This is a genomic window from Mesorhizobium sp. L-8-3 (assembly GCF_016756615.1).
Classification (GTDB): domain Bacteria; phylum Pseudomonadota; class Alphaproteobacteria; order Rhizobiales; family Rhizobiaceae.
In genome coordinates, this window is sequence record NZ_AP023262.1 from 1,548,480 (window position 1) to 1,574,027 (window position 25,548).

At 62.6% G+C, this 25,548-nt stretch carries 22 protein-coding genes and 1 pseudogene; 14 read left to right on the forward strand and 9 right to left on the reverse strand.

Going from position 1 to position 25,548, the window contains the following annotated elements:
• Window positions 1–3 precede the first annotated feature (3 nt).
• The 3 genes and pseudogenes from tdh to JN302_RS07180 all read left to right on the forward strand — a co-directional run.
• Window positions 4–1,038, forward strand: coding sequence for an L-threonine 3-dehydrogenase (gene tdh / locus JN302_RS07170; RefSeq protein WP_202332448.1), 1,035 nt, complete (start codon window positions 4–6; stop codon window positions 1,036–1,038).
• Window positions 1,039–1,238: 200 nt separating this feature from the next.
• Window positions 1,239–1,451, forward strand: coding sequence for an FAD-dependent oxidoreductase (locus JN302_RS07175; RefSeq protein WP_202332449.1), 213 nt, complete (start codon window positions 1,239–1,241; stop codon window positions 1,449–1,451).
• A 30-nt stretch (window positions 1,452–1,481) separates the two neighbouring features.
• A pseudogene (locus tag JN302_RS07180) lies at window positions 1,482–1,712 on the forward strand (transposase domain-containing protein); the annotation flags it as partial.
• A gap of 328 nt (window positions 1,713–2,040) precedes the next feature.
• Here JN302_RS07180 and JN302_RS07185 read toward each other — a convergent pair.
• Window positions 2,041–2,928 (reverse strand): alpha/beta fold hydrolase, encoded by an 888-nt coding sequence (locus JN302_RS07185; protein ID WP_202332450.1) that lies wholly within the window; start codon window positions 2,926–2,928, stop codon window positions 2,041–2,043.
• Window positions 2,929–3,027: 99 nt separating this feature from the next.
• On the opposite strand from JN302_RS07185, the gene betI reads away from it, so the two are divergent.
• Window positions 3,028–3,633, forward strand: coding sequence for a choline-binding transcriptional repressor BetI (gene betI / locus JN302_RS07190; protein WP_202332451.1), 606 nt, complete (start codon window positions 3,028–3,030; stop codon window positions 3,631–3,633).
• Window positions 3,634–3,998: 365 nt separating this feature from the next.
• On the opposite strand, the gene ltaE is transcribed toward betI, so the two are convergent.
• From ltaE to JN302_RS07210, 4 genes are all read right to left on the reverse strand, one after another.
• Window positions 3,999–5,033 (reverse strand): low-specificity L-threonine aldolase, encoded by a 1,035-nt coding sequence (gene ltaE, locus JN302_RS07195; RefSeq protein ID WP_202332452.1) that lies wholly within the window; start codon window positions 5,031–5,033, stop codon window positions 3,999–4,001.
• A 73-nt stretch (window positions 5,034–5,106) separates the two neighbouring features.
• On the reverse strand, window positions 5,107–6,162 hold the full coding sequence (locus JN302_RS39770; RefSeq protein ID WP_202332453.1) for a cupin domain-containing protein: 1,056 nt from the start codon (window positions 6,160–6,162) through the stop codon (window positions 5,107–5,109).
• Window positions 6,162–7,172: a 4-hydroxythreonine-4-phosphate dehydrogenase PdxA gene (gene pdxA / locus JN302_RS07205; RefSeq protein ID WP_202332454.1), complete on the reverse strand. Its 1,011-nt coding sequence runs from the start codon at window positions 7,170–7,172 to the stop codon at window positions 6,162–6,164. Before pdxA ends, JN302_RS39770 begins: the two co-directional genes overlap by 1 nt.
• Window positions 7,169–8,236, reverse strand: coding sequence for a four-carbon acid sugar kinase family protein (locus JN302_RS07210; RefSeq protein ID WP_202332455.1), 1,068 nt, complete (start codon window positions 8,234–8,236; stop codon window positions 7,169–7,171). Before JN302_RS07210 ends, pdxA begins: the two co-directional genes overlap by 4 nt.
• Window positions 8,237–8,310: 74 nt before the next feature.
• Between JN302_RS07210 and JN302_RS07215 the strand changes: the two genes are divergently transcribed.
• From JN302_RS07215 to JN302_RS07225, 3 genes are all read left to right on the forward strand, one after another.
• Entirely contained in the window at window positions 8,311–9,189 is an 879-nt protein-coding gene (locus JN302_RS07215) for a LysR family transcriptional regulator (protein WP_202306107.1), read from the forward strand.
• Between the two features lie 282 nt (window positions 9,190–9,471).
• Window positions 9,472–10,680 (forward strand): ISAzo13 family transposase, encoded by a 1,209-nt coding sequence (locus tag JN302_RS07220; protein ID WP_202329080.1) that lies wholly within the window; start codon window positions 9,472–9,474, stop codon window positions 10,678–10,680.
• Between the two features lie 294 nt (window positions 10,681–10,974).
• A complete protein-coding gene (locus tag JN302_RS07225; protein ID WP_202306105.1) occupies window positions 10,975–12,297 on the forward strand; it encodes an NAD(P)/FAD-dependent oxidoreductase in 1,323 nt (440 codons plus the stop codon).
• Window positions 12,298–12,583: 286 nt separating this feature from the next.
• Here JN302_RS07225 and JN302_RS07230 read toward each other — a convergent pair whose 3' ends face one another.
• Complete coding sequence (locus tag JN302_RS07230; protein ID WP_202306103.1) at window positions 12,584–13,522, reverse strand: ornithine cyclodeaminase family protein; 939 nt, start codon at window positions 13,520–13,522, stop codon at window positions 12,584–12,586.
• 237 nt (window positions 13,523–13,759) lie between these two features.
• Between JN302_RS07230 and JN302_RS07235 the strand changes: the two genes are divergently transcribed.
• The 3 genes from JN302_RS07235 to JN302_RS07245 all read left to right on the forward strand — a co-directional run bounded on the left by JN302_RS07235 (window position 13,760) and on the right by JN302_RS07245 (window position 17,341).
• Window positions 13,760–14,626 (forward strand): GNAT family N-acetyltransferase, encoded by an 867-nt coding sequence (locus tag JN302_RS07235; protein ID WP_202306101.1) that lies wholly within the window; start codon window positions 13,760–13,762, stop codon window positions 14,624–14,626.
• A 20-nt stretch (window positions 14,627–14,646) separates the two neighbouring features.
• Window positions 14,647–15,816: an alanine racemase gene (locus JN302_RS07240; RefSeq protein WP_202332456.1), complete on the forward strand. Its 1,170-nt coding sequence runs from the start codon at window positions 14,647–14,649 to the stop codon at window positions 15,814–15,816.
• Window positions 15,817–15,886: 70 nt separating this feature from the next.
• On the forward strand, window positions 15,887–17,341 hold the full coding sequence (locus JN302_RS07245; RefSeq protein WP_202332457.1) for an aldehyde dehydrogenase family protein: 1,455 nt from the start codon (window positions 15,887–15,889) through the stop codon (window positions 17,339–17,341).
• Between the two features lie 200 nt (window positions 17,342–17,541).
• On the opposite strand, the gene JN302_RS07250 is transcribed toward JN302_RS07245, so the two are convergent.
• From JN302_RS07250 to JN302_RS07260, 3 genes are all read right to left on the reverse strand, one after another.
• Window positions 17,542–18,198: a GntR family transcriptional regulator gene (locus JN302_RS07250; protein WP_202332458.1), complete on the reverse strand. Its 657-nt coding sequence runs from the start codon at window positions 18,196–18,198 to the stop codon at window positions 17,542–17,544.
• Window positions 18,199–18,278: 80 nt separating this feature from the next.
• Complete coding sequence (locus JN302_RS07255) at window positions 18,279–19,649, reverse strand: aspartate aminotransferase family protein (RefSeq protein ID WP_202332459.1); 1,371 nt, start codon at window positions 19,647–19,649, stop codon at window positions 18,279–18,281.
• Window positions 19,649–20,716 carry a phosphotransferase gene (locus tag JN302_RS07260; RefSeq protein WP_202332460.1) on the reverse strand — a complete coding sequence of 356 codons (1,068 nt, stop codon included), beginning with the start codon at window positions 20,714–20,716 and terminating at the stop codon, window positions 19,649–19,651. The genes JN302_RS07255 and JN302_RS07260 overlap by 1 nt, the downstream gene beginning before the upstream one ends.
• Window positions 20,717–21,264: 548 nt before the next feature.
• Here JN302_RS07260 and JN302_RS07265 point away from each other — a divergent pair.
• The 4 genes from JN302_RS07265 to JN302_RS07280 all read left to right on the forward strand — a co-directional run bounded on the left by JN302_RS07265 (window position 21,265) and on the right by JN302_RS07280 (window position 25,547).
• On the forward strand, window positions 21,265–21,954 hold the full coding sequence (locus tag JN302_RS07265; protein WP_202332461.1) for a haloacid dehalogenase type II: 690 nt from the start codon (window positions 21,265–21,267) through the stop codon (window positions 21,952–21,954).
• A gap of 152 nt (window positions 21,955–22,106) precedes the next feature.
• Complete coding sequence (locus JN302_RS07270; protein WP_202332462.1) at window positions 22,107–22,283, forward strand: hypothetical protein; 177 nt, start codon at window positions 22,107–22,109, stop codon at window positions 22,281–22,283.
• 72 nt (window positions 22,284–22,355) lie between these two features.
• On the forward strand, window positions 22,356–24,539 hold the full coding sequence (locus tag JN302_RS07275) for an FAD-dependent oxidoreductase (RefSeq protein WP_202332463.1): 2,184 nt from the start codon (window positions 22,356–22,358) through the stop codon (window positions 24,537–24,539).
• Between the two features lie 339 nt (window positions 24,540–24,878).
• Window positions 24,879–25,547 carry a haloacid dehalogenase type II gene (locus tag JN302_RS07280; RefSeq protein ID WP_202315021.1) on the forward strand — a complete coding sequence of 223 codons (669 nt, stop codon included), beginning with the start codon at window positions 24,879–24,881 and terminating at the stop codon, window positions 25,545–25,547.
• Window position 25,548: the final 1 nt, after the last annotated feature.

Consider the following 25,548-nt stretch of genomic DNA (forward strand, 5'->3'; position numbering starts at 1 on the left):
AATATGTCCAACATGATGCGGGCCCTCGTTAAGGCAAAGGCCGAACCCGGCATATGGATGGAGCCCGTGCCGATCCCCGAGATCGGCCCGAACGACGTGCTGATCAAGGTGAAAAAGTCGGCCATCTGCGGCACCGACGTGCATATCTACAACTGGGACCAATGGGCGCAGAAAACCGTGCCCGTGCCGATGGTGACCGGCCATGAATTCGTCGGCGAAGTCGCCGATTTCGGCAAGGCGGTGACGGAATACCGCATCGGCCAGCGCGTCTCGGGCGAGGGGCACATCGTCTGCGGCCACTGCCGCAACTGCCGCGCGGGCAGGGGCCATCTCTGCCGCAACACGCTTGGCGTCGGCGTAAACCGGCCGGGGGCTTTCGCCGAGTACCTCGCCATTCCGCAGCACAATGTCGTGCCGATCCCCGACGATATTCCCGACGAGGTCGCGGCAATCTTCGATCCGCTCGGCAACGCCGTCCATACCGCGCTCTCCTTCGATCTTGTGGGCGAGGATGTGCTGGTCACCGGCGCCGGGCCGATCGGAATCATGGGCGCGCTGGTGGCGCAGGCGGTCGGGGCCCGCAAGGTGGTGATCACCGACATCAACCCTTCCAGGCTCGAACTGGCGCGGAAGATGAAGATCCATCACGTCGTCGATGCCTCCAGGGAAAAGCTGCGAGAGGTGATGCGCGAGGAGGGCATGACCGAAGGTTTCGACGTCGGTCTCGAAATGTCAGGCTCCGCCGCAGCATTCCGCGACATGATCGACACGATGAACAATGGCGGCAAGATCGCCATCCTCGGCATCGCGCCGACCGGCTTCGAAATCGACTGGAACAAGGTCATTTTCAAGATGCTGACGCTGAAGGGCATCTACGGCCGCGAGATGTTCGAGACCTGGTACAAGATGATCGCGCTCGTACAGGGGCCGCTCGACGTCTCCGGGCTGATCACTCATCGCATCGGCATCGACGATTTTCAGACCGGCTTCGACGCGATGCGCAGCGGCAATTCCGGCAAGGTGGTGATGGATTGGTGAATGCAGCGCTTGGCCTCCTCTAGGGTTCGCCCCCGGTGGCAGGAACGCCCGGCCGCCGCGCGATTTTCGAATTCCGGGGGACGATGACGTCGCTTTGTCATGAGGGGCACCGAATCCAGACTCGATCGCCATCTGGAGCGCCCGCCGCTGACAGCGCGCAGTCGTGTTGAGGCATTCTGCTACGGACTGGGTAAGCAGGAATGAAGACTCAAATAGTGGTAGTTGGCGGTGGGGCTGGAGGTCTCGAACTCGTGCGGCGGCTCGGAGCATGGCTCGGCCGTAAGGATTTCGACATTATTCTTGTGGAGCGGAACCACACCCATGTCTGGAAACCGCTCCTCCATGAGGTCGCGGCCGGTTCACTCGATGCAAATCTTGATGAAGTCGGCTATCGCAGCCACGGGCATCGTTGAGGCTACCGTTTCTTCTACGGGTCTTTGGAGGCCATCGATCGGAAGAACGCGCTCTTCGCGGGGCACGACGCCGGAGCCGAGAACTGGGCAACCATCGCCTCGCTCATCGAAACCTGCAAACTCAATGCCGTCGATCCGCTGGCCTATTTGACCGCGACGCTCACCGCCATCGTCAACGGTCACAGGCAGAGTTGCATCGATGAGCTTTTGCCGTGGAATTATTTGGACGAACAAACGGCTGAAGTCTGCTGTTGGCCCTAAGCAGCCGTCACGCAACGCTTCACCTCGTAGGCCGAACCGCTCCCCGGTTCAGAATCTGATTTCGCCATGCGCTTGGTGTGACGCCGAGAAGCGATGCTAATACGCGCGCGAATGTTGGGAGCTTGTGAAACTGCATGGTACGATAGCGGACACCTGTTTAATGCGACGGCTTGCCACAGACGCCCTGTTCTCCCCGACTTAGGAAAAGCCGGCATGCGGCGCGATACCATGCTCACCTGGAGGGGCTAATCACGCGCGTCGGGCACCTTCGAAGGAGAGCAGTCCCAGCAATGGGCTGAGACTGCGGCACAGTTCATTCGATCCGACTTCACTTCGTCAGAAAAGAAGCTATGAGGGCAGCAGCTTTCTCGGGCGTTTCCCAAAACATATTATGGCCCGCCCCTTTGAACGCTTCAAACCTTGCTTGTGGAAATGCTGCTTTGAGCTTTTCTTGATGAGAAGAGTCAAACAACTGATCCTGATCGCCCCAGAGAATCATCATAGGAGCTTTGATCAACGATGCTGTTTTTGACAGGTCGCCTGTGGTTGTACCCCAAAGAACACCTTTCCAGACTTGTATCGGAACAGCGGCACTCTCCTCGCGCTCTGGCTTTATGAACGCGTCATCGACCGGATTGGGGTTCCAGTACCAGTCCATCATGAACTTTCCATTTGGATCGATGGGGGGCTGGAGCGGAGTAATATTGTCCCATAGCCAGCTGCCAGGTCCGCCGCCAGTGTTGACGGTCGAGGAAATCAGCACGACCTTTTCTATCTTTTCCGGATGTTGCGCCGCCAACATTTGTGCCGTCAGCGAACCCAGCGAATGCCCAACGACGCTGATGCGATCGATTTTCATCGCTTCCAAGAATAGGAACGTGTCGTTGGCGAAATCGGCATAGGTGTAACAGCAGTCAGGAGCGCTGGACTTCCCGTGGCCACGAAGATCGATTGCATAGATGTGGAAATTCTTCAAATAAGGTGCGATTAGCGACCAACTGCGTGAGTTGTCCGTGTAGCCATGAATGAGCAGAAGAGGCTGGCCATCGGTGTTGCCCATTTCAGAGTACGCCAGAGTGACGCCATTTGACAGGCTTACCGTCTTTTTTGCTGCTGCCCAGTCAGTCTGGGAAGGCACCGGAACTTCCGCTGTGTGCCCATATCCCGCGCTCAGCGCCAAGCCGATGGCTGCGAGAAGCATGATACCCAGTTTCATATTTCCCCCTCCGTTTTCCCGGCGACCAAAAGATTGACCGCGCAGTCAATAGTTGAACTATCGGTCTCCTTTGTCAATAATCATCTATGGGGGTGATACATGGCACTTACAAAAATCAGCGAGATAAGACGTCGGGAGTTGCGTCGCGCAGCCGTTGAAGTCATGCGGCGCGAGGGGGCCGCGGGGACTACATTGGAAAAGGTCGCCCAGGAAGCGGGTGCATCCAAGGGCATCCTTCTTCACTATTTCCGAAACAAGCAGGAGCTTTTCGAAGAAGCGATGCGCGAGGCAAATGCCGGCCTGCGTGATGACGTCGTCAGCCGTCTCAAGAGAGCACGCTCACCGATCGAGCGCATTTGGGCAATCGTGGAGGCAAACCTCGGCGAGCACGTTTTCAAGTCGCCGAACGGCCATGCATGGCTTTCGCTGTGTGCGGAGGTTCCGCGCGAGCCGCAGTTGGCGCGCCTGCAAAGCATTTTCCATTCGCGAATGCACTCGAATCTAATGTCCGGTTTCCGCTCTTTGGTTTCCCCCTCCGACGCGGAGAGCTTATCATTGTCAATGTCGGCATTGATCGACGGACTGTGGGTTCGCCTCGGAATTGGTGATCAGAGCTTGACGTCGAAGATCGCCCTGTCGCTAGCTCGCGACATGCTGGCCAATGCGTTGCCGAATATCGTCATACCAGGCGCGGTCGAGTATTGAGGCTGCAGGTAGCCGCGACGAGGGTCGCCTATTGGCGCATTCTTGCCATCAATGTCGTAGTGGCATTTTTCGGAATGCCCAATCGAGCTTGGTCAATGTGCGAGGAAAACATCGCTTACGATCTACATGTCCCTGTACCGCATGCACTTGATGGCCATCCACGGCTGGGCCAAGGGACTTGCGCTCATCCTGGTCGGTCACGTCAACCGTGTCGTCCGTCCGCGCCTCAAGCTGCATTGACATTGCTTAGGCGCGGACGCGCTACGGCACGGGATCGAAGGGTGCCGCTTCGGTCTGCATTTCAACTCGCCTGAGCGACGCCCCGCGTGGTATTGCATTCCGCCATCGTGTGACTTTGGGACGTTTCATCTCCGACTCTCAGCGACCTCGCGCACCGCTGCGATTGCCTCGTCAACGGCGACACGATCGACATCGAGATGGGTGACCCAGCGCATGCGTCCACCCGGCCAGAAACTGGCCGCTATGCCGCGATCAGGCAATGCTTCGGATAGCCGGGTCGCCAGATCGGGCGCGAGATCCACAAACACCATGTTGGACTGCGGCGGTGTCACCGTCAGTCCCTTGGTTCCCGAAAATCCATCCGCGAGTGCCCTGGCGTTGGCGTGATCCTCGGCCAGACGTTCGACATGATGGTCGAGCGCATGCAGGCCCGCCGCTGCAACTATTCCTGCCTGCCGCATGCCCCCGCCGAGCATCTTGCGCCAACGGCGCGCTCGGGCGATCAGCGCGGCCTTCCCGACCAGCACCGAGCCAAGCGGCGCTCCCAGCCCCTTCGAGAGGCATACCGACACGCTGTCGAAGCCCTTTGCCAAACGGCCGACATCGACGCCAAGTCCCACAGCCGCGTTGAACACCCGCGCGCCGTCAAGGTGGGTGGCGAGACCCCGATCCCGCGCGAAGCCGACCACCTCGTCCTGATACTCCGGCCGAAGTATCCGCCCGACAAACGTATTCTCGATCGTCACCAGTCGTGTGACAGCAAAATGGGGGTCGTCGGCCTTAACCGCCGCGTGAAGATCCCCGATGCGGATCGTACCATCGGCACGGACCGGCAACGGTTGTGGCTGAACCGAACCGAGTACGGCGGCGCCCCCCGCTTCCCACAGATAGGTGTGAGCTTCGTTTCCGCAGAGGTACTCCTCGCCGCGCTGGCAATGGCACATGATCGCCGCGAGATTGGCCATGGTCCCGGTCGGCAGCAGCAGGCCTGCTTCCTTGCCGAACATGGCGGCAAGGCGCGTCTCCAGCGCTTTCACTGTGAAATCATCGCCCAAGACATCGTCACCCACCTCGGCGGCTGCCATCGCCGCGCGCATCTGGGGGGTAGGTCGGGTGACAGTATCGGACCGGAAGTCGAGACGGATGGTTTTGGATCGCATGGCCCGAGGTCCTATGGAGGTAGTATTGGGTGCCGCCTTGTGACGGCGTAGTTCACTGACTTTGCGCTGTGCTTCAGCCGCGGCCGAGTTCGGTCACCGTTCGCTCGTTCCTTGTCGTGCCGGTATTGAGCGTAGTACTCGGTTCGAGCATCACGACCTCGCACGTATCGTCCAAAGCCACCGGGCAATGCTCGACGCCATGCGGGACCACGATGAACTCCCCTTCCTCGATAATCTCGTCCCGATCGCGGAACTTCATCAGCAAGCGACCCTTGTGCACGAGGAACAGTTCATCCTCGCTCTTATGGAAGTGCCAGACGAACTCGCCGGAGAACTTCGCCAGCTTTATCTGCATGTCGTTGATCTGACCGGCGATCCTCGGGGACCACGTGTCATTGAAGCGTCCAAACGCGCTGGTCAGGTTCTTCTTCTGGAAAGGCGAGATGTGCCGGTTGAGCGTGGCGACGTCGCGCAGGATCGCAGCGAGCTGGCTCGACACATCCTTTTCCGGCGCCGGGTATTTGCCGTCCAGCGCGGCGGTACCGATCGTGAAGCCGGCGGCGCCGGCGTCCTTGACCACTGCGATCCGCTCGGGCGTGTCGATCGAGCCGGCGACGTAGACCGGTTTGGACACGGCCGCGCAGACCTGCCTGATGAGGGTCGGGACGTCTTCCCTGGAGCGATAGGCAAGCAGGTCGAGACCATGCACCCCGTCGCGCGCGGTCAGCGCCTTGGCGCTCTCGACAATCTCCCCGATCGTGCCTTCGAGCACGCTCGGGTGACCGCTGATGCGCCCGGGGAAGGGGAAGTATTGCAGGCTGCTGCCGGTAACGATCGGCAGAACGTCGTCAACGCGCGTACCGCCCAGCAGGATGTCGACGCCGATCTCGACCGCGGCCTTTGCGGAGACGATCTCGCTCTCCCGGTCGAGCGAGACGACTTCGAGATAGGAGGTTGCGCCGCCGGCCTTGATGGCTTGATTGAGCGACTTCAGCTGGTCGATCGGCAAGCCGATGTCCTTGAAGCCGATATGGCGTACGCCGAGCCTCAAGGCGGTCTGAAGTTGTTTCGACGCGTCCTCGACCGTGCGGTCGTTGCGCGTGAGCATGAAGATGAAGCGGAGGCCCATCAGACTACCCTTTCACGTTCTTGGGACTTGGTTTGCGCAGCAACGAGCCGCCGGGCGTAAGCGATTGCGGTCTCCAGACTGGTGGAATCGGCAACGCCCTGACCCGCGATATCGAACGCCGTGCCATGGTCGGGGCTTGTGCGGACGAACGGTAGGCCAAGGGTGATGTTCACGCCCTTTTCGAGCCCGAGATATTTCACAGGGATCAGGCCCTGGTCGTGATATTGGGCCACTACGACATCGAAGCGACCCTTGCGGGCCTGCATGTAGACGGTGTCGCCGGGCCAAGGACCGCTGGCATCGATGCCCTCGGCGCGCGCCGCCTCGATCGCAGGCCGGATAATCCGGATTTCTTCGTCACCAAATAGACCGCCTTCACCGGCATGGGGATTGAGCCCCGCGACCGCGATGCGCGGAGCCGCGATGCCGAGGGCCTTGCCGCCGTCATGCGCCAGCCGGATCGCCGCCATCTGGGCGTCGAAATCCGCCTCGTCGATCGCGTTGCGCAGCGACGTGTGGATGGTAACGAGAACCGTGCGGATGTCGTCATTGGCCAGCATCATCGCAACGCGCTTCGCGCCGCCATAGTCGGCCAGAATCTCGGTATGTCCGGGATAGCGGATGCCCGCGCATCCCATCGCTTCCTTGTTGATCGGCGCGGTTACGATGCCGCTGACGGTGCCGGCCTTAGCCGCGGAGATCGCGGCTATGATTGCGTCGAAGGAAGCCTGGCCGGAAATGGCGTTAACGACCCCAAGCGGCGGCAACTCCAGGATTTGGGTCGTTTCGACAACCTCGAGGGACCGAGGCTCGAAGCGTGCTTCCTCGGGTCCGGTGACCTGCCCAACCGTTAGGTCAAGGCCAAGACGACGGACGATGTCCTCCATCACGACGCGGCTGCCGAACACGACGGCCCGCTGGTTTCCCCGGGCCAATGCGTTGGCCACGATCTCCGGACCGATGCCGGAGGCGTCGCCCATCGTTATGGCAAGAGGAGCAGATTGGGTCATGGCAAGGCCTGTGCTGGTGTCGCGGCGTTCTGGCGGAGCTCGGCGATTGCGCGCCGCAGCGTGTCGCCGTCACCGAAGCCGCCCGCCTTCATGCCGATAAGAAGCTCGCGCCCGTCCCCAAGGAAAGCGCGGCCCAGCGGAAAGCCTGGCTCGAACTCCCGCAGGATCTCGAAGGCGCGGATCTCCAGGAGGTCGAGAACGGCTTCCACGGTATCTCCGCCTGTGGCAATCACGACATCAAACGGCTGGCGGCGCAGTCGTTCGGCCGCGTCCCGGGCGATACCCTGCAGGACGGATAAGGGCTCATCCAGGCGCCGGGCCGGAGCCCGAAGCACGGTGACCCGAGCCTGCGTGGCAACCTGATTGGCCTGGCGGTGGCTGAGCGAGTTGGCGCTGCCGATCACGACGAGAATGTCACCAGCGGCGGACGCGACCGGATTGGATGCTGCCGCGGCCGGCGCGAAGCGTTTCGCCAGCGCCATCGCCATGCCGGGAGAACCTGCCCAGAGGATCGATTCCGCTTCAGGGAGAGCGGCGATCTCTCTGTCGAGATCGCACTGTGTGGTCGCATTGATGATGACGACGTTGTCGATGCAGGCAGGAATAAGCTCAACCAGACGCGAGTAACGCGCCGGATGAACGGGGTCGCGACCATAGCCGGTTTCCGCGACCGGCACGCCGTCCACCAGCTGAACACCGCTGACGGTGGTGCGCCCCGCGGTGGGGAACGCGGGAGCAAAGACAAGCGTCTTGCGACCGCTCGCCCTGAACGCCGCTTCCAGTTCCGCCGTTATATGTCCGCGCAGCGTGGAGTCCACGGTCTTGTACAGGATTTGGCGGGAGGCGAGCCGTGCGGCAAGGCCCGCGGAGAGTTCCGCCGCTGCCGAGGCGTCGACGGACCGCGACCCGCTGTCGACGGCGACGATCGTCCCTTCCACCGCCGGTAAGCGGCCCCTGCCTACCACTGCTCGTAGGCCACGCTCGACAAACGGGCCGGCGCCATCCGCGGCGCTGGTCAGGTCGTCGGCGAGGATGCCGATCGTAGGCTGGCTATTGGTTCGCATGGAACAATTATGCAGACGCGGCGCCTCTTAAAAAGCGATAGTTTCTACACGGAAGCGGTGATAAAAATTCACCGATGAAGCGGTCCGACATACCCTCGCTGGACGATCTTCGGGCGTTCGAGACGACGGCTCGTCTCGGCTCCGTTCGGCTGGCCGCAGACAGTCTCGCCCTGACCCATGGCGCCGTCAGCCGTCGGGTCGCCAAATTGTCCGACGATCTCGGATTCAGGCTGTTCGAGAAAAGCGGTCGGGGCTTGCGCCTCACGGCGGCAGGGGAGACGCTCAACCTTACGCTTGGCCGGTTCTTCACGGAGCTGGCGACAACCATCGAAAATCTGCGCGCCGCCAACGCTCGCCAGGACGTGCTGGTGCTTTCCTGCGAGCCCTCGGTCGCGATGCGTTGGCTCATTCCGCGACTGGCGAGCTTTCAGAGCGCGCATCCCGATATCGCGCTGCATCTCTCGGTAGGCGGCGGCCCGGTGGAGTTTCGTCGCGACCGGATCGATCTGGCCATTCGACGGCTCGATTTCGCGCTGCCAGAGGCCTCGCATGTCCAGCGCCTTTTTCCAGAAAAGGTTGGACCGGTGATGAGCCCTCAACTCGCGCCGGCCTTTGCCTCGGGGGAGTATATCGCGCTGGGTTCAAAGACCCGGCCGGACGCCTGGTCACAATGGCTCGCCGTCCACCCATCGGTGCGGCGCCCCACGGAAATCCGCTTCTATGACCACCACTTCCTGATCGTTGAGGCCGCATCGGCGGGGCTTGGCGCTGCCCTCAGTCCCCTGGTCCTCGCAACCGACGACATAGAGAGAGGGCGGCTCGTCGCACCGGCCGGTTTCGATCCCGATGGAAGCCATTACGGGCTCATCTGGACGGGAGAAGCCGAATTGTCTGGAAAGGCCCACGCGCTTGCCCGATGGCTGGAAGCCCAATGCAGGCTTTCGTTCGAGTGAGGCCTACATTCGATGTCGGCAAGCGGCCCGGCGCGCGGCCTAGCCGCGGGTCGCCGCTGCCCTGATCAGCGGGTCGGTCGTGTAAGGGCCCCGCGGCGCAACGCCGGTGTCTTCCAAGATCACCAGACGATCTTCCAGTTTGGTCTCGACCAGCTCCGCCGGGATCGCATTGGTTAGGACAGCTGCAACGATAATTGAATCGGTCGGTTGTCTCGACCTGCGGCGGTGTGACTCACCCGGCAGGGATTCCCTGCCGGAGCGAGGCGCGCTAGCGGTAGCGACATGATCGACCGGCGCGGGATCCAGCAGCGGTGGGAGGCGGACGGCTCGAAGCGCGACGAGCGCGGCCGGCGCGTGTTCGCCGCGAGCGAGGCGCGCGCGGCGGGCCGGGGTGGGCTGGCGGCGGTCTCGGAGATCACAGGGCTGGCCCGCTCGACGATCGGGCGCGGGCTGAAAGACCTCGACGCGGCGCCGCCGCGCGGTCGGGTGCGCCGGGAAGGCGGCGGCCCGCGGCCGTTGACGGCGCGCGATCCGACGCTGCTTGCCGACCTTGAGCGCCTCGTTGAGCCGGCGACCTTGGGTGATCCGGAGCGGCCTCTGTTGTGGGTGTCGAAGAGCCTGGACAAGCTGGCGCGCGCGCTTGGCGACATGGGCCATGCGATCAGCCCCAACAGCGTGCGCAAGCTGCTTGTCAAGCTCGGCTTCTCGCGCCAGCTTAACCGCAAGACGGATGAAGGCGCGCACCATCCCGACCGCGATGCCCAGTTCGCGCACATCAACGCCAAGGTGGTCGCCGCGCAGGCGGCCGGTGAGCCCGTCATCTCCGTCGATACAAAGAAGAAAGAGCTCGTCGGCGCCTTCAAGAATGGCGGCAGCGACTATCGCCCGAAGGGCGACCCGCAGCGCGTCAAGGTGCACGACTTCGTCGACAAGACGCTTGGCAAGGTCGTCCCCTACGGCGTCTACGACGTGGCCGCCAACGAGGGCTGGGTCAGCGTCGGCATCACCGCCGACACCGCCGAGTTCGCGGTCCACTCGATCCGCACGTGGCTCGAGCGCATGGGCCGCCAGCGCTATCCCTCGGCCGGCGCGCTGACGATCACCGCCGACTGCGGCGGCTCCAACGGGGCGCGCGTGCGGCTGTGGAAGGTGGAACTGCAGAAGCTCGCCGACGAGACCGGGCTTGTCGTCCACGTCCATCACTATCCGCCGGGCACGTCGAAGTGGAACAAGATCGAGCACCGACTGTTCTGCCACATCACCCAGAATTGGCGCGGCCGTCCGTTGACGGATCGCCTCGCCGTGGTCGAGTTGATCGGCGCGACCACGACCAAGACCGGGCTCAAGGTCGAGTGCGCGCTCGACGCCACCACCTATGAGAAGGGCGTGAAGGTCTCGGCTGCCGAGATGGCGACCCTCGATATCACCGGCGACCAGTTCCATCCAGAATGGAATTACACAATCAAACCGCGGCGGTCGGCCATAGCGTAGCGGTTATCGTTGCAGCTGTCCTTAGTGTCGTCTTGCCTGTTCCGGCGCTCCCGACACTGAGCCGATCCACGATCCTCAAGCTCGATCCAAACGGACTCGCGAGCAGGTTGCGCCGCGCTGTGCCGAACTGGAATTCGGTGGGGCTTGAGCAGATCCTATCGATCAAGCGATCAAAAATCCGCACATCTGGCGAAGTCCTCGATGATTTCGGCACATTCTTCCGAGCGCACGATGCGATGAAGGGCTGATCGGAACTTTGCTTCCGCATTCCTGGCAGCCGAGGTTGGTTGGAACATGTCGCCCCGAGTCGAACGCATTCACAGTGATGAGCGTCTCCCGGCCGAGGCGGACGTCGTCATCGTCGGCGGCGGCATCCTCGGCTCCACGGCCGCCTACTTTCTGGCGAAGCGTGGCCTTTCCGTGGCTCTGCTCGAGAAGGGCCACGTCGCATGTGAACAATCGAGCCGAAACTGGGGTTGGTGCCGCCAGCAGAACCGCGACCGGCGCGAACTGCCGCTCTCGGTGATCTCCCTGCGACTGTGGGACGAGCTGACGCGCGATATCAATCGGGACCTTGGATTTCGACGCTGCGGTCTCCTCTTTGCGACTCACGACGAGGCTGTGCTCGCCGGCTGGGAAAAGTGGCGCGAGATCGCCAGGGAGTACGACGTCGAAACCCGCAGTCTCAGCCGGGCGGAGGTGGCCGAGCGCGTCCCCGAAGCGCGCGATAAATGGGTCGGCGGGATCTATTCGGAACGGGACGGTAAGGCCGAGCCTGCGCTCGCCGCGCCGGCTATCGCCGAGGGCGCCAGAGTTCTGGGCGCCACGATCCACCAGGAATGCGCCGCGCGGGCGCTCGACTTGGCCAATGGCAAAATCGCGGGCGTGCACACGGAGAAGGGCTACATCAGAACCAGCGCCGTGCTGTGCGCCGCTGGCGCCTGGTCTTCGCGCTTCCTGAGGCCGCTCGGGATCAGTTTCCCCCAAGCGAGTATCCGGCAGACCGCGCTGCGTTCCACCCCGACAATCAACATAGGCGAGGCAATCTCCACACCCTACTGCACAATCACGCGCCGACTGGACGGAAGCTATACACTTGCCATCAGCGGCAAGGCGAACCTCGAAATCACGCCCCGGGCTATCCGGTATAGCCGGGAATTCATGCCGCAGTTCTTCCGTCGCCTGAAGAATGTCAGGCTCGGCATTGGCCAATCGTTCTTTTCGGGGCCGGATTCATTGTCCGCCCTTTTGGCAAGCGACGATCGGATATTCGAACAAAGTCGGGTGCTGGATCCCCCACCCTTGAAATGGCTGGTAAGCCAAGTGGTGGAGAGTGTCCGCAAGACCTTCCCCCAACTGGCCGACATAAGGATCGATAGCGCCTGGGGTGGTTTCGTCGATTGCACGCCGGACGCAGTGCCCGTGGTGTCGCAGGTCGACGGGGTGAAAGGCCTCGTCCTCGCGGCGGGCTGTTCGGGCCACGGCTTCGGTTTAGGCCCGGGGCTTGGCTATCTGGCCGCGGAGCTTGTCGTAAACGACACGCCTTGCGTCGATCCTACACCGTTCCGCCTGTCGCGTCTGGTTGACGGCTCGAAGCTGGACATCGCGGCTATCTGAAGATCAGCCGGAAGTCAGACCTGACGCGCACCAAGCCAAGGTGTCAGCGGTCGGGTGAGCGGAATCCCCACGTTCCCCCGCCAAGTCCGCGGTACATAAGCGCAAGGTGGCAGGAGTTGCACCAGGCGACGGCTCGTCTCGGCTCCGCCCGACTGGCCGCGGACAGACTCGCCTTGCAACCGACGACATCCGGGAAAGCTCACGTTCTTGCGCGATGGCTGGAAGCCCAATGCAGGCTTTCGTTCGAGTGAGGCCTACACTCGATATCGGGCGGCCCGGCCCACGGCTAGCGGCGGGACACCTTTGCGCTGATCAGCGCGTCGGCCATGTAGAGATCCTGCAGGGAGATGCCGGAACTGTCGAAGACGGTGATTTCGTCTTCGAGGCGGCGTCCAGGTACACGGCCCTCAATGACGTCGCCGATTGGCGTCACGGTAAGCGTGCCCGCCTCGATCTCCGCGCGAGCGTGCTGAAAGTCGCCAATCCGGAGGGACTGTGAGGGCAGGTCGCAGAACAGGCTTGCCATCGACAGCAGTTGGCCCGGCAATTCCTGCTTGCCGGGCGCATCCGATCCCATGCTGACGACATGGGTTCCGGGTTCCACCCACGCGGCATCGAACAGAGGTTCGCGTGAGGGGGTCGCCGTCACCACGATGTCGGCCGCGCGCACGGCTTCTTCGGCCGATACGGCGCGCGCCTCGAGGCCCCTTTCGCCGATCTGGCCGACAAAAGCATCGCGTCGCGCCGAAGGCCGTGCCACGACCAGCACGGTTTCGATCGGTCGGATGCGAGTCAGCGCCGCGACCTCGAAACTCGCCTGGTTGCCCGCGCCGAAGATCGCCAGAACCTTGGCGTCCTGCCGGGCGAGAAGGTCGGCCGCAACCGCGTCGGCTGCAGCCGTTCGGTAGGCGTTGACCTTGCCGGCCTCGATCACGGCGCGGAGCCGACCTGTCTGCTGATCCAGCAGCACTATGGTGGAGTTGTGGCGCGGAAGGCCCCGCGCCGGGTTGCCGGACCAGAAGGAGCCGATCTTCACGCCTGTCAGGTTGTCCGACCACCCGGACTTGATCGAGAACGTGTTGGTCGCTTCCCGCGAGCGCCCCAGAACCGCCGGAAAGACACCGCTGTGCCCGGATGCCGCGGCCACGAGAGCCGCCCGCGTCGCCTCGAAAGCAAGTTCGTGGGTGACGAGGGCGGCAGACTCTTCCTCACTGATGTAGATCATCTGGACTACCTCCCTGGCATTGATGACTGTGCGGGCGTGGCGGGGATCGTCGAGCGAGCAAGGCGGAGACCATATAAGACGCCGCACATACCTCGCCCGAATTGCGCGGTCCGGTATGCCGAAGAATCGTCCAAAACGAACAATCGCGCTGATCTCTACGGGAAAAACAGCATCGAAATCTGCGCGCGGGGCGCCACCTTGAGCTTCGATCTCTGGATGAATGAAGGCTGCTTGCGCATGGCCGTTGGGCTCAAAATGGACATTGTCGGCGATCCGGCCGAACTGACCGCTTTCGAGCCGCGCCATGTGCCCGGCGCGCTGAAGCTGTCGCAGGAAATGGGCTGGCCTTACCGCAGCGAGGACTGGGAGTTTGCCGCCAGGGTCGGCGAGGGCCTTGTCCTCGAGCGCGCGGGCGAGGTGATCGGCTCTGCAATGTGGTGGAACTACGGGCAGGCCTATGCTTCGGCCGGGATGATCATCGTTACCCGCTCCGCGCAAGGTGGTGGCAACGGCTCGCGGCTCTTCAACGGTTTGCTCCAGGCGACTGAGGGTCGCAACGTGCTGCTCAATTCGACCGAAGAGGGGCTGCCTCTCTACAAGCGGCGCGGCTTCACCGTCTGGGGTGCCGTCCTACAGCATCAAGGCCCGCTGAACGTCGCCGTGCCGGCGAAGTCCCGCGACGATGTTCGACCTGCAACGGTCTCCGACCTTTCGGCGATCCAGGCTTTCGACGAACGCTCCACCGGCATGCCGCGAGGGCCGATGGTGGCCGCGCTTGCCGAAGTGGGCGAGGTGGTGGTGATAGACCGCGGTGGAAGGATCGCCGGTTACGCCATCGCAAGGAAGTTCGGGCGCGGCTACGTGGTCGGCCCTGTTGCCGCCGAAAGCCCTGAAGACGCGCAACTCCTGATCCTTGATCGGCTTTCCAGGCTCCACGGCCAGTTCGTGCGCATCGACGTCTATGCCGAACATGGATTGGGCGACTGGCTGCAAAGCCTGGGCCTTGTCAGGGTCGGCGGAGCCACCGCCATGATCAAGGGGCGGCAGCCAACGCCCGATGGCGCGGCCCGCATGTATGCCTTGGCGAACCAGTCCTTCGGCTAGTGATGAGGAACATCGGGAAGATGGCAACGAACGCGGAATTGCTGAAACCGATCCAGAAGGTTGACGGCCTTGTCACGCCGGCGCTGCTGCTGGATCGCGCAAAGCTCGATCGCAACATAATGCGTCTCGCCGATCGCGCCAGGAAGCTGGGCGTTGTCCTGCGGCCGCACATGAAGACGGCCAAGAGCATCGACGTGGCCCAACGGGCGTTCCCCACTGAACCCGGCCCGATCACGGTGTCGACCATCGCCGAGGCGGAATACTTCGCCCGCCACGGCTATAGCGACATGACCTATGCGGTCGGCTTGTCGCCGGCCTCGGCACTTCGTGCGGCGGAGCTTTGCCGCCGCACCGGCATCGACCTGAAGCTGCTGCTCGATACCGTTGAGCAGGCCGATGCCCTGGCCGATGTGCGCCAGGCCACGGGCATCACGCCGTCCGTGCTCATCGAACTGGATTGCGACGACCATCGCGGCGGATTGAAGCCGGACGATCCCAAGCTCATTGAGGTGGCCGGCAGGGTCGTCGCGGCGGGCGCCAACTTCGCGGGCGTCCTCGCCCATGCGGGCGAATCCTATGGCTTGAGCTCGCCCGATGCGCTGGTAAAAGCGGCTGAGGCCGAGCGCCTAGCCACGGTGCGCGCCGCCGAAATCCTGCGGGCTCATGGTCATGCGTGCCCGATTGTCAGCCTCGGATCGACACCGACCGCGCATTTTGCCGAGAATCTGGAAGGTGTGACGGAGCTACGCGCGGGGGTCTATATGTTCTTCGACCTCGTCCAGCACGGGGTGGGGGTCTGTGCAGTGGACGATCTCGCGATTTCGGTGCTGGCCACGGTCATCGGTGTCAAGCCGGAAAAGGGCTGGGTGCTGGTCGATGCGGGATGGATGGCGCTATCGCGCGATCGTGGCACCGCGAGCCAGCAGGTGGATCAGGGCTACGGCATGGTCTGCGACGAGGCAGGACAGGTGCTCGAAGACGTGATCGTCGCCCAGGCCAGCCAGGAGCACGGCATCCTTGCGATCCGCAACGGCTCCGGCAAGACGATGCCCAACCTCCCGGTCGGCGCGCGGGTACGCATCCTGCCCAACCACGCCTGCGCGATGGCCGGCCAGCACGACTTTTACAGCGTCGTCAATGGAGCGAGCCCAGAAATCGAGGCGCGGTGGGAGCGGATCCGTGGCTGGTAGGGGCTCCGATCTCCACGCCCTGGATCCTGCCGATCCTCGGTGCCTACTACCGCATGAAGGACTTGGTGACATGATGACGCCCCTCGAGCATTTGTCCCGCAACGGCCGCTTGGACAAGTTCTTCATCGGCGGCGAATGGCGCGCGCCGAGCGGCGCCGCCGAGGGCGTCGTGGTCAATCCGGCGACGGAGGCGGTCGTCGCCCGGTTCCCGCTCGGGAACGGCGCGGACGTGGACGCGGCTGTTGACGCGGCGCGCCGGGCGTTCGCCAGATGGAGCCGGACCAAGCCGGAATACCGCGCCGATTTGCTCGATCGCTTGCAGGCGCTGCTCGAGGCGCGTGGCGAACTGATCGCACAGTGCCTGACCCTCGAAATGGGCGCGGCGATCGGTTATGCGCGCTCGGCGCAGGTTCCGCTCGCGGTCGCCCATGTGAAGACCGCCCGTGATGTCCTGAAGTCCTTCGCCTTCGTCGAGCAGCGCGGCCACACGGCCGTCACGCGAGAAGCGATCGGTGTGTGCGCGTTGATCACGCCCTGGAACTGGCCGCTCTACCAGATCACCGCCAAGGTCGCGCCGGCGCTCGCCGCGGGCTGCGCGGTCGTCCTGAAGCCGAGCGAGCTTTCGCCTTTGAGCGCCCTGCTGTTTGCCGAGGCGATCGAGGAAGCCGGGTTCCCTGCCGGTGTCTTCAACCTGGTGAATGGCGACGGGGCAGGCGTCGGCGCCGCTCTCGCCTCCCATCCGGATGTGGACATGATATCCATCACCGGGTCTACCCGCGCCGGTATCGCTGTGGCAGAGGCAGCGGCGCCGACGGTCAAGCGCGTGGCACAGGAGTTGGGCGGCAAGTCGCCGAACGTGATCCTGCCCGATGCCGATCTCGACCGCGCCGTTGCGCTGGGCGTGGCTGCCGGCTTCCGCAATCTCGGCCAGTCGTGCAGCGCGCCGACGCGCATGATCGTGCCGCGGGCCTTGCTCTCGCAGGTCGAGTCGACCGCCGAACGCGCCGCGGACGAGATCGTCGTCGGCGATCCTCTCGCGGAGACCACCACACACGGCGCAATCGCCAACCGTGCCCAGTTCGACCGTATTCAAACCATGATCGGCGTCGGCATCTCGGAAGGCGCGAAGCTTCTCACCGGCGGACAGGGTCGTCCAAGCGGCCTGAATGTCGGGCTCTACATCAAGCCGACGATTTTTTCCGAGGTGCGCACGGGGATGCGTATTGCCCAGGAGGAAATCTTCGGCCCGGTGCTTTGCATCATCCCATACGAGACGGTGGAGGAGGCCGTCACCATTGCCAACGACAGCGTCTATGGCCTCGGCGCGCATGTGCAGGGCAGAGATATGGACCGTGCCAAAGACGTCGCCTCGCGGATCCGCGCCGGTCAGGTGCATCTCAACTACCCGGTCTGGGACCCGCACGCGCCGTTTGGCGGTTTCAAGCAATCAGGAAACGGACGCGAATACGGTCTCGAGGGCATGTTGGAGTATCTCGAGGTCAAATCCATCCTCGGCTATTTCTAGGCTCCTGCATCGGCAGAAACGATGGCCCTTAATGCTCCCTGGCCGTCCGGTTTTACGGTATGCTTGATGTTTGGGAGCAACGCTGACCCTGCCACGGTTTAGGAAGTCCGGTTGGGCAGTCACCCAGACCGTTGGTTATGGAAGGCGGGACAAAGTTCTGTTAGCCATTTCTGCGCCGTGATGAGTGTAGGGAGCGATGGTCAGCGTTGATCGAGCAATTTGATCTGGAGATCTTCCCAGTGCTCCGTGAAGGCCTCCCGGGCGGTGTCGAAGTGGCGGCTTTTCAGGCTGCTAATAAGCCGATCGTGCTCCAGCGCCATTTCCTTAGCGGTGCCGTAAAAAGCCTGCCGCTGGACGAGAAGAAGCTCGATCTCCCCCTCAAGGTGCGAATAGGCTCGCTTCAGGCGGGCGCTCCCGCTCGCTGCGATGATGGCGCGATGGAAGTCGCGGTCCGCAGTCACCAGCGCCGACTTGTCTGAGGACAGGGTCGAGGCATGCATGACCTCGACCGCCTCGAGCGCCAGGGGCGGAATGACTCCGGTCAGCACGATCAAACGGATGGCTTCGCCCTCTATGGCGCCGCGCACCCGTGTGATGTCGACAATGTCGTCCGGTCCGAATTCGGGCAGCATGAAGCCTCGGTTCGGGATCTGACGTAGCAAGCCCTGTGTGACGAGCAACTGGGCCGCCGCACGGAACGTGTGCCGTGAGGTCGAGTGCTCTTCGCACATCCTGGCGTCGCGGAGAAATTCGCCAGGCTGGAAAGCTCCCGACAGGATGCGGCGTCGCAAGTCCTGCGCCAGGATATCTACAGCGCTAACGGGGACGTTGGCGTCAAGGTCGTGGACTTGCTTCATGGGCCTGGTTGTTAATGGTGTTGCGCGTGCAGTTGCGTCAGGTGCCGCAGCGCCAGCAAAGGATCCTAATGCATCCGCTCCTAGGTCTGCACCGCCCGCAGCGCATTGTCGACACCTTCGAGCAGACGCCCCACGTTGGACGACGTGAAGACAAGCGGGGGCCTGATCTTGAGAATATGGGCGTCTGCCCCTGTCGCGGAGATGAGAATGCGCTGGTCGCGCAGAGCATTGACGGCCGCGAGCGCGCGATCCATGTCGGGTATCTTGCCGTCGCGGTCCTTGACGAGTTCGACGGCGAAATAGAGGCCTGCCCCACGCACATCACCGACGAATTCGTATTTGTTCTGCAGGTCGTGGAGACCGTCGAGGATTTCACCGCCAACCTTGGTCGCGTTTTCCATCAAACCCTCTTCGAGGATCGTGTCGAGCACGGCGTGCGCGGCGGCGATAGCGACGGAATTGCCACCGAACGTGTTGAAGTAACGCATGCTGGCCCCGAACTCGGCTACGAGTTCGCGCCGGACCACCAGGCCCGCTACGGGATAGCCGTTGCCCATGGGCTTCCCAAGGGTGACGATATCCGGATCGACCCCATGTCGGGCGTGTCCCCAAAGGCGGGTGCCGGTCCGGCCGAAACCGGATTGCACTTCGTCGGCGATAAACAGGCCTCCGGCCCTGCGGACGACTTCCGCCACCGGCGCCAGCACGTCCGTGGGCTCGACATAGAGACCATCGGAGGAGAAGACGGAGTCGGCGATGAACGCCGCCAGGCCGTCGCCATGCCTTTCGAGGTCGGCAATCTGCCGCGCGACATCCTCCGCCATCCGCCGGCCGATTTCCGCGACAGGCAGGCGGTAGGAGTCTGGGGCAGCGACCGTTCGAACGTAGGGATCCAGCGCCGATTTCTTGCCGAGCGACGGCGAGATTGCCGCCACCGCGCCGCTATTGCCGTGATAGGCCTCGGCCGTGACGATGACGCCGTTCCTGCGGGTGTGATAGCGCGCGATGCGCAAGGCGAGATCGTTGGCCTCGGAGCCAGTGCAGGTGAACATCGCGCATCCGGTCCGGCCGAGTTCGCCACCCAAGGTATTGATCAGGACTTCGGCATAGTTCAGCAGGGGTTCCTGCATGTAACGCGTGTGGGTGCAGAGGACTTCGAGCTGCTTTTGGATAGCCCCGACGACGCGTGGATGAGCGTGACCCAGCGATACGACGTTGTTGTAGGCGTCGAGATATTCGTTGCCATGCTTGTCATAGAGGAAGACGCCCTTGGCGCGGGAAATCTCGACCGGGGTCCTGTAGAACAGCCGATAGGCAGGCCCCAGCAGCCTTTGCCGCCTGGCCACATGCGCCGCGTCATCATTCGAGAGGTGAGCCGCTTCCGCAGGGTTGAAGCCATTCGCCATGTCGCCACGGAAGCCCTTGGGCAGGGTGGTTGCTTGTTTCGGCATTACGGTTCCTCTCGGGTAAGAAGGTCTGATATCTGCGTGGTCGACAACGAATTGAACCATTCCAGGTGCGCCCAGCCCGCCTCGGTGTTGCGCAGGATGTAGCGGCTGTTCTCAGGGAAGAGCTCGGCGCGCCAGCAGGTCAGCAGGGCGCGGACCGCAAGGCGACCCTGTGCCAGGAAAGGAATGAGTCGCAGCTCCTCGTCCGTCAGGTCAGCGTGTCGGAGATAGCCGCGCAGGACGTCACGCGGTTCGTCGAAGAGGTCCCGCCGGTTTCCGACGGCTTTGGGCATCTGGTTCATCAATGCCGTAGAGACATCGACGGCAATGGCCGTGCGAACCGCATCGCCGAAGTCGATGACGCCTGTCAGGAAATTCGAACTGGCAGGGTCGACGACCAGGTTCGACGTGTTGAAGTCGTTGTGGAGCACCTGCCGCCGACACAGGTCGAGCCTCGGCTTGATCTCTGCAAAGCGCTCCAGCGCACGGATGGTCCAGGCGCGCTTGCCGCCCGCCGGGACGAAGTCCAGCAGATCGGACAAATCGAGCAGATGGGTGACGTCCCATGCCAGGGTTCGACTGTCCGCAGGGTGGGAAAAATCGGCCATGGCGTGGCGTAGTTTTGCCAGGACTTCGCCGATCCGCTCCCGCTGCGGGGCGGTGGACGTCGCCCGGTCGAGCGGCGTGCCGGCCAGAAAGGTGATGAGCCGCACCACACGCCGTTCACCGGCGCTGGTCGTGACGATGGGCAAAGCCGCGCCGTCGACGTCGCGGTGCGCACGGGGAACGGGCAGATCCGGAGCTCGCCCCGCGATATGGCGCAAGAGCGCGACCTGGAAATCGAGCTCCTCCAGACGCTCGGAAGGATGAGCGATCTTCAGCACGAACTTCCCATGGTCCGCGCAGCCGAGGAGAAACGTGTCGTCTTTCTCGGTCTCAAAACGCGTGGCCGAGCCGCGAATACTATAAAGGCGTGCAGCGATTACTTCAGCCTCCGCCGCGCCGACGGGATGGCAGGCTTCGGAAAGCTCCGACGCGCGGGCTGGCTTGGTCTGTTGAGAGTAACCCATTTTCCACTCAGTTCAGGTGCCGCCGAAACGGGTTCGACGCTACGTTGCTTTGCCGATTTTGTACAACAATTTTTGGGCCTGTTCAATACATGAACGTCCCTTCGACATGAAGGACAGGGAAGGCGCGACCCATTTGGATTGCCATCCGGGCACGTCGCCGACCTTAGTAGCGCCCGAGAATCGACAAATGATAAGAGGCTTTAGCTCACAACCGAGCCAGCGGCCCTTCCGTGCCACGGGGCATGAACCCGCGCCTGCGTCATCAATGTCGATGCGCTGATGGAGGCTGAATGTTTCCAACCTTATTGTTGTACAATATTCAATCTGAAGCGCGAGGCGAAGGCGGGGCGAGCGGTTACCCGCCTGAGGAGAGCCGCCGTCCCGGGCTTGTGCGTGGCAGGGCGACAGATTGTGCCTAAGGAGCGGCCAAATTCAGTACAATGCACTTCAAGCGGCGAACGTTCGGAAAATTATGCTCCACTGTTCGCACAATTATAGCGTTCCGTGAGCGGCCAGTCGGGGTCGTCAAAATGAAAGGAGCGCACGCCATGACCAAATTTAGGCCAAAGTATATCACCTTCGACTGCTATGGCACGCTGACCAATTTCGACATGGCTGGTGCGGCGCGGCGTGTGTATGCCGAGCGCCTTTCTACTGAGGCCATGGCCAATTTCGTCGAGGCTTTCAGGGGCTATCGCCTGGACGAGGTCCTGGGCGCATGGAAGCCCTTCGGTGAAGTGGTGCACAATGCCGTTGAACGCAGCTGCAAGCGCATCGGTATCCAGTTCAAGCCCGAAGACGCGCAACGCATCAACGACGAAGTGCCGACCTGGGGCCCGCACCCGGACGTCCCGGCAGGACTCTCCAGGGTGGCCAAGGAAATCCCGCTGGTGATCCTGTCGAATTCGATGAACAACCTGATCATGTCGAATGTCGAAAAGCTCGGTGCGCCCTTTCACACCGTCATCACCGCCGAAGAGGTTGGCGCCTACAAGCCGCTGATAAAGGGCTTTGAGTATATGCTCGACAAGCTCGGCTGCGGTCCCGAAGACATCACTCACGTGTCCTCCTCTTTCCGCTACGACCTGATGCCGGCCTATGATCTGGGGATCAAGAGCAAGGTCTGGGTCAACCGCGGTCATGAACCCGCCAATCCGTTCTATGAATATACCGAGATCAAGGATATTGGCGGACTAGCCGCCGCCGTTGGCTTGGAACCCGCCCTGGAACGCGCCTGAAAAACTAGCGTTCTGGCACTGCTGCTACGATGAGATGGGGGGCGGTTCATTCGCCCCTTCTCTTTATAGTTGGAAGGGGAGCAAGCATGGCCTTTTGATGACCCTTCCGCACGAGAGACCTGCTGGCGTTAGGGTGTCAATCGGCGTGCAAAATGTGCACGCCGATTGACACACAAGCTGATAGGGCAAGCCGACGAGGCACGTTCAGCCTCGACTTCCGCCCGCCCTCGGCCGTGCCGTTCTATCGCGCCAATCCGTGGTTTATTCCGGCGATCATCAAGGGCTGCGCCCTGCAGGACAAGTTCCTCTGGTGGCGCGCGCGCCGCTGAGAAGGCGGAGCAGCCGCCATACGTCGCCGAGGCCCCGCCGGACGATCTTGGCTACAAGGACGAACGAGACAGATGGGTGAGACGATGATCGGATCCGTCGTTAAGCTGATCCGCTACCCGGTAAGCTCTCTCGCAGGCGAAGAACTCAAGCGAGCCACGCTTGCATTGTCCGGAATTGCTGGCGATCGCCGGTTCGGATTCTTCGAGCGGGATACCGGCCACCAGATTTACCCCGCACGCGACGGCCGCTGGAATGCCGCGCCCCAAATTCATGCGCGACTTAGGGAGGAGCTAGAACTGTCGACCGACGGCCAGTCCTGGCTGCCGGCCGACGATCCCGAAATCACGTCGCGCATCGAGGCAGTTTTCGGCCAGGCGGTAGAACTTCATGCTTATGGGCCGCATCGCTCGCCGCGATACAGCATGTCGCCGCTGCATATCCTCAGCCTCCAGTCTCTCGATCACCTGCGCCGGATCATTCCGGCGAGCCTGATCGACTACCGCCGCTTTCGCCCCAACATCCTGGTAGATCTTCCGGACGACGCCGCTGAGCTTCCGGAATACGCGCTGTTGGGAAGGGAGTTCACCATTGGGGGCGTTCGCGTGCGCGGGACACGCCCCTGTGGCCGCTGCGGTTTCACGACCCTCGCGATGGGAGACCTTCCTGAGGATCCCGCCATTCTCAGAGCGCTGGTGAAGCGGTACGAGCGAAATTTCGGGATCTATTGCGATGTATTGGAGGGAGGCGATGTAGCGCAAGGCGATGTCCTGACAGGTCAAGAGGTCAGCCGCGGTATCGACCCCGTGCTGATCGTGGGGGCGGGACAGGCCGGCGCCATGGCGGCGCGCGCGCTACGGCGCTTGGGCTATACCGGCGCCATCCGCCTCTACGGTGCCGAGCGCCATGCGCCCTACGAACGACCGCCGCTGTCCAAGCGTTTGGCGACAGCAAATCGCGAAACTCATGTTCCGATCCTATCCGCCGCCGAAGCCGAAGGTTTGGGGATATCGCTCCACCTTGGTACCACGGTCGAGGCTCTCGATCTTCCGCGGCGCCGGGTCGAGACCTCCGACGGCACTGAGACCAGCTTCGGCACGCTGATACTGGCAACCGGCGGCGCGGCCCGGCGGCTGCCCGATCTCGACCGGGGACACGGACGGGTGCATGTCCTGCGGACACTCGAAGATGCGGCGCGCATCGCAGGCATTTTGCTTCCCGAAACACGGCTTTTTGTCTTCGGCGGCGGCTGGATCGGCATGGAGGCCGCTGCAATTGCCCGGCAGTCGGGCGCCAAGGTCACGCTCTTCGCCCCGTCAAAGCGGCTTGCGCCTCGGATACTTCCACCCGAAATCTCTCAACGACTGGAGGACTTGCTCGGCGACAACGGCGTCCTCCTGCGGTTTGGGGTTGACCCCAGCTTCCGGGAAATGGAAGGCGCCGTCCGCTGCAGTATCGGCAGCCAGGTACAGGAGGCCGATCATCTCATCGTTGCGATCGGCATGGTGCCGCTGGACGGCATTGCCCGCAGAGCGGGCCTGGCGTGCGACGACGGTATTCTCACGGATGAGAATGGAGCGACGGAAATCGACGGGGTCTACGCCATCGGCGACGTCGCCCGCCATCCTATGGGACGCATCGAGAGCTGGCAGAACGCCAACGTCCAGGCAGAACGAGCTGCCCGCCATGTGCTCGGGATGGAACAGTCTGCACGGGAACCTGCCTATTTTTGGTCGGATCAATTCGGCCATAGGCTTCAGATCGTTGGCATGCCCGACCCGCGGGCGCCTCTCGTCGCCGAGGGCGACGGTTTCTGGGATTATGGCAGCTTCGTCGTTGCTCTTGATCGGCCGGAACTGATCCACCGGATGATGCGCCGTTTGGCCGACGATCCGGTCGCTGCTCCCCTCGCGGCTGCAGTGCCCAATGTGCCGAGAACCGAACACCACCTCTGCGCTTCAGCCGACATCCCGGAAGGCGCGCTCGTGCAGATTGAACACCCGGCAAAGCGTGTGCTTGCGGTCACTCGCCAGCAGGGGCAGTGTCATGCGATGGACGATCGCTGCCCCCATTCGGTGGCTTCGCTCTCGAAGGGGTTCGTGGATGACGGACACATCGTCTGTCCGTTGCATTTCGCGGAGTTCGGGTTGAGCGACGGCGTGCCGCGCAACGCACCAGCCGGGTGCGAACATCTGGTCGTGCACCCGGTGGCCGAGAGAGACGGGCATATATACGTCCTTCTTCCGAACGCGACCTGAACGGATAGCGGATAGATGTATGTCAAAGTCCGGCTACCAGGCAAATGAGGCTGTGATCGAGGCACGCTTCGGCTGGCGCCTTCAGCACTGAGCGAGTCAGGGTCGAAAAGTCCCGAACGCGAGGCTCAAGGTGACAGGCTGGCCAAATGGGCACGCTCGACCAAGTTTGGCAAGGCGACGCCTGAGCGACCGCGGACACCGGAAACAGAGCCCAAAAGGTCGTGCTAAGTTTGCGGTTGAGCGGAGAGCCTCCTGCTGAAAGTCGATGCATTGCGGCAGATTCTGCCAACCGGCAGCGGCTATCCTTCAACCACAGGCAGACCACAGGGGTTCAAGGACATGAATCGTTTCCGGCCGAAATACGTGACTTTCGATTGCCACGGCACGCTGATCAACTTTCAAATGGCGGAAGCCGCACGGGACCTGCACGGCCAGCTTCTGGACGGGCCGCGCATGGATGAATTCATCAAAAATTTCCAAGGCTACCGCATCGACGAGGTGATGCAGGCATGGAAGCCTTATGCCGAGGTTGTCCACAACGCCTTCGAGCGCGCCTGCCGCCGCAACAATGTCCCGTTCCGAGCCGAAGACGCCGAAACGATCTACAACCGTATCCCAACTTGGGGACCGCATCCTGACGTCCCCGAGGGTCTGGCCAAGCTGGCGAAGGAAATTCCGCTGGTCACGTTGACCAACTCGATGAATGCCCAGATTCCGTCGAATGTGGCGAAGCTCGGCGCGCCTTTTCATGCCGTTTTGACTGCCGAAGACGCGGGCGCCTACAAGCCGCATTTCAAGGCTTTCGAATACATGTTCGACACGCTGGGTTGCGGCCCGGAGGACATAACCCACGTTTCCTCGTCCTTCCGCCATGACCTGATGTCCGCCTATGACCTGGACATCAAGAGCAAGGTCTGGGTCAATCGTGGCCACGAACCAGCCAATCCGTACTACGAGTACGTCGAAATCCGTGACGTGTCACAGTTGCCGGGCGTTTTTGGGATCTGAC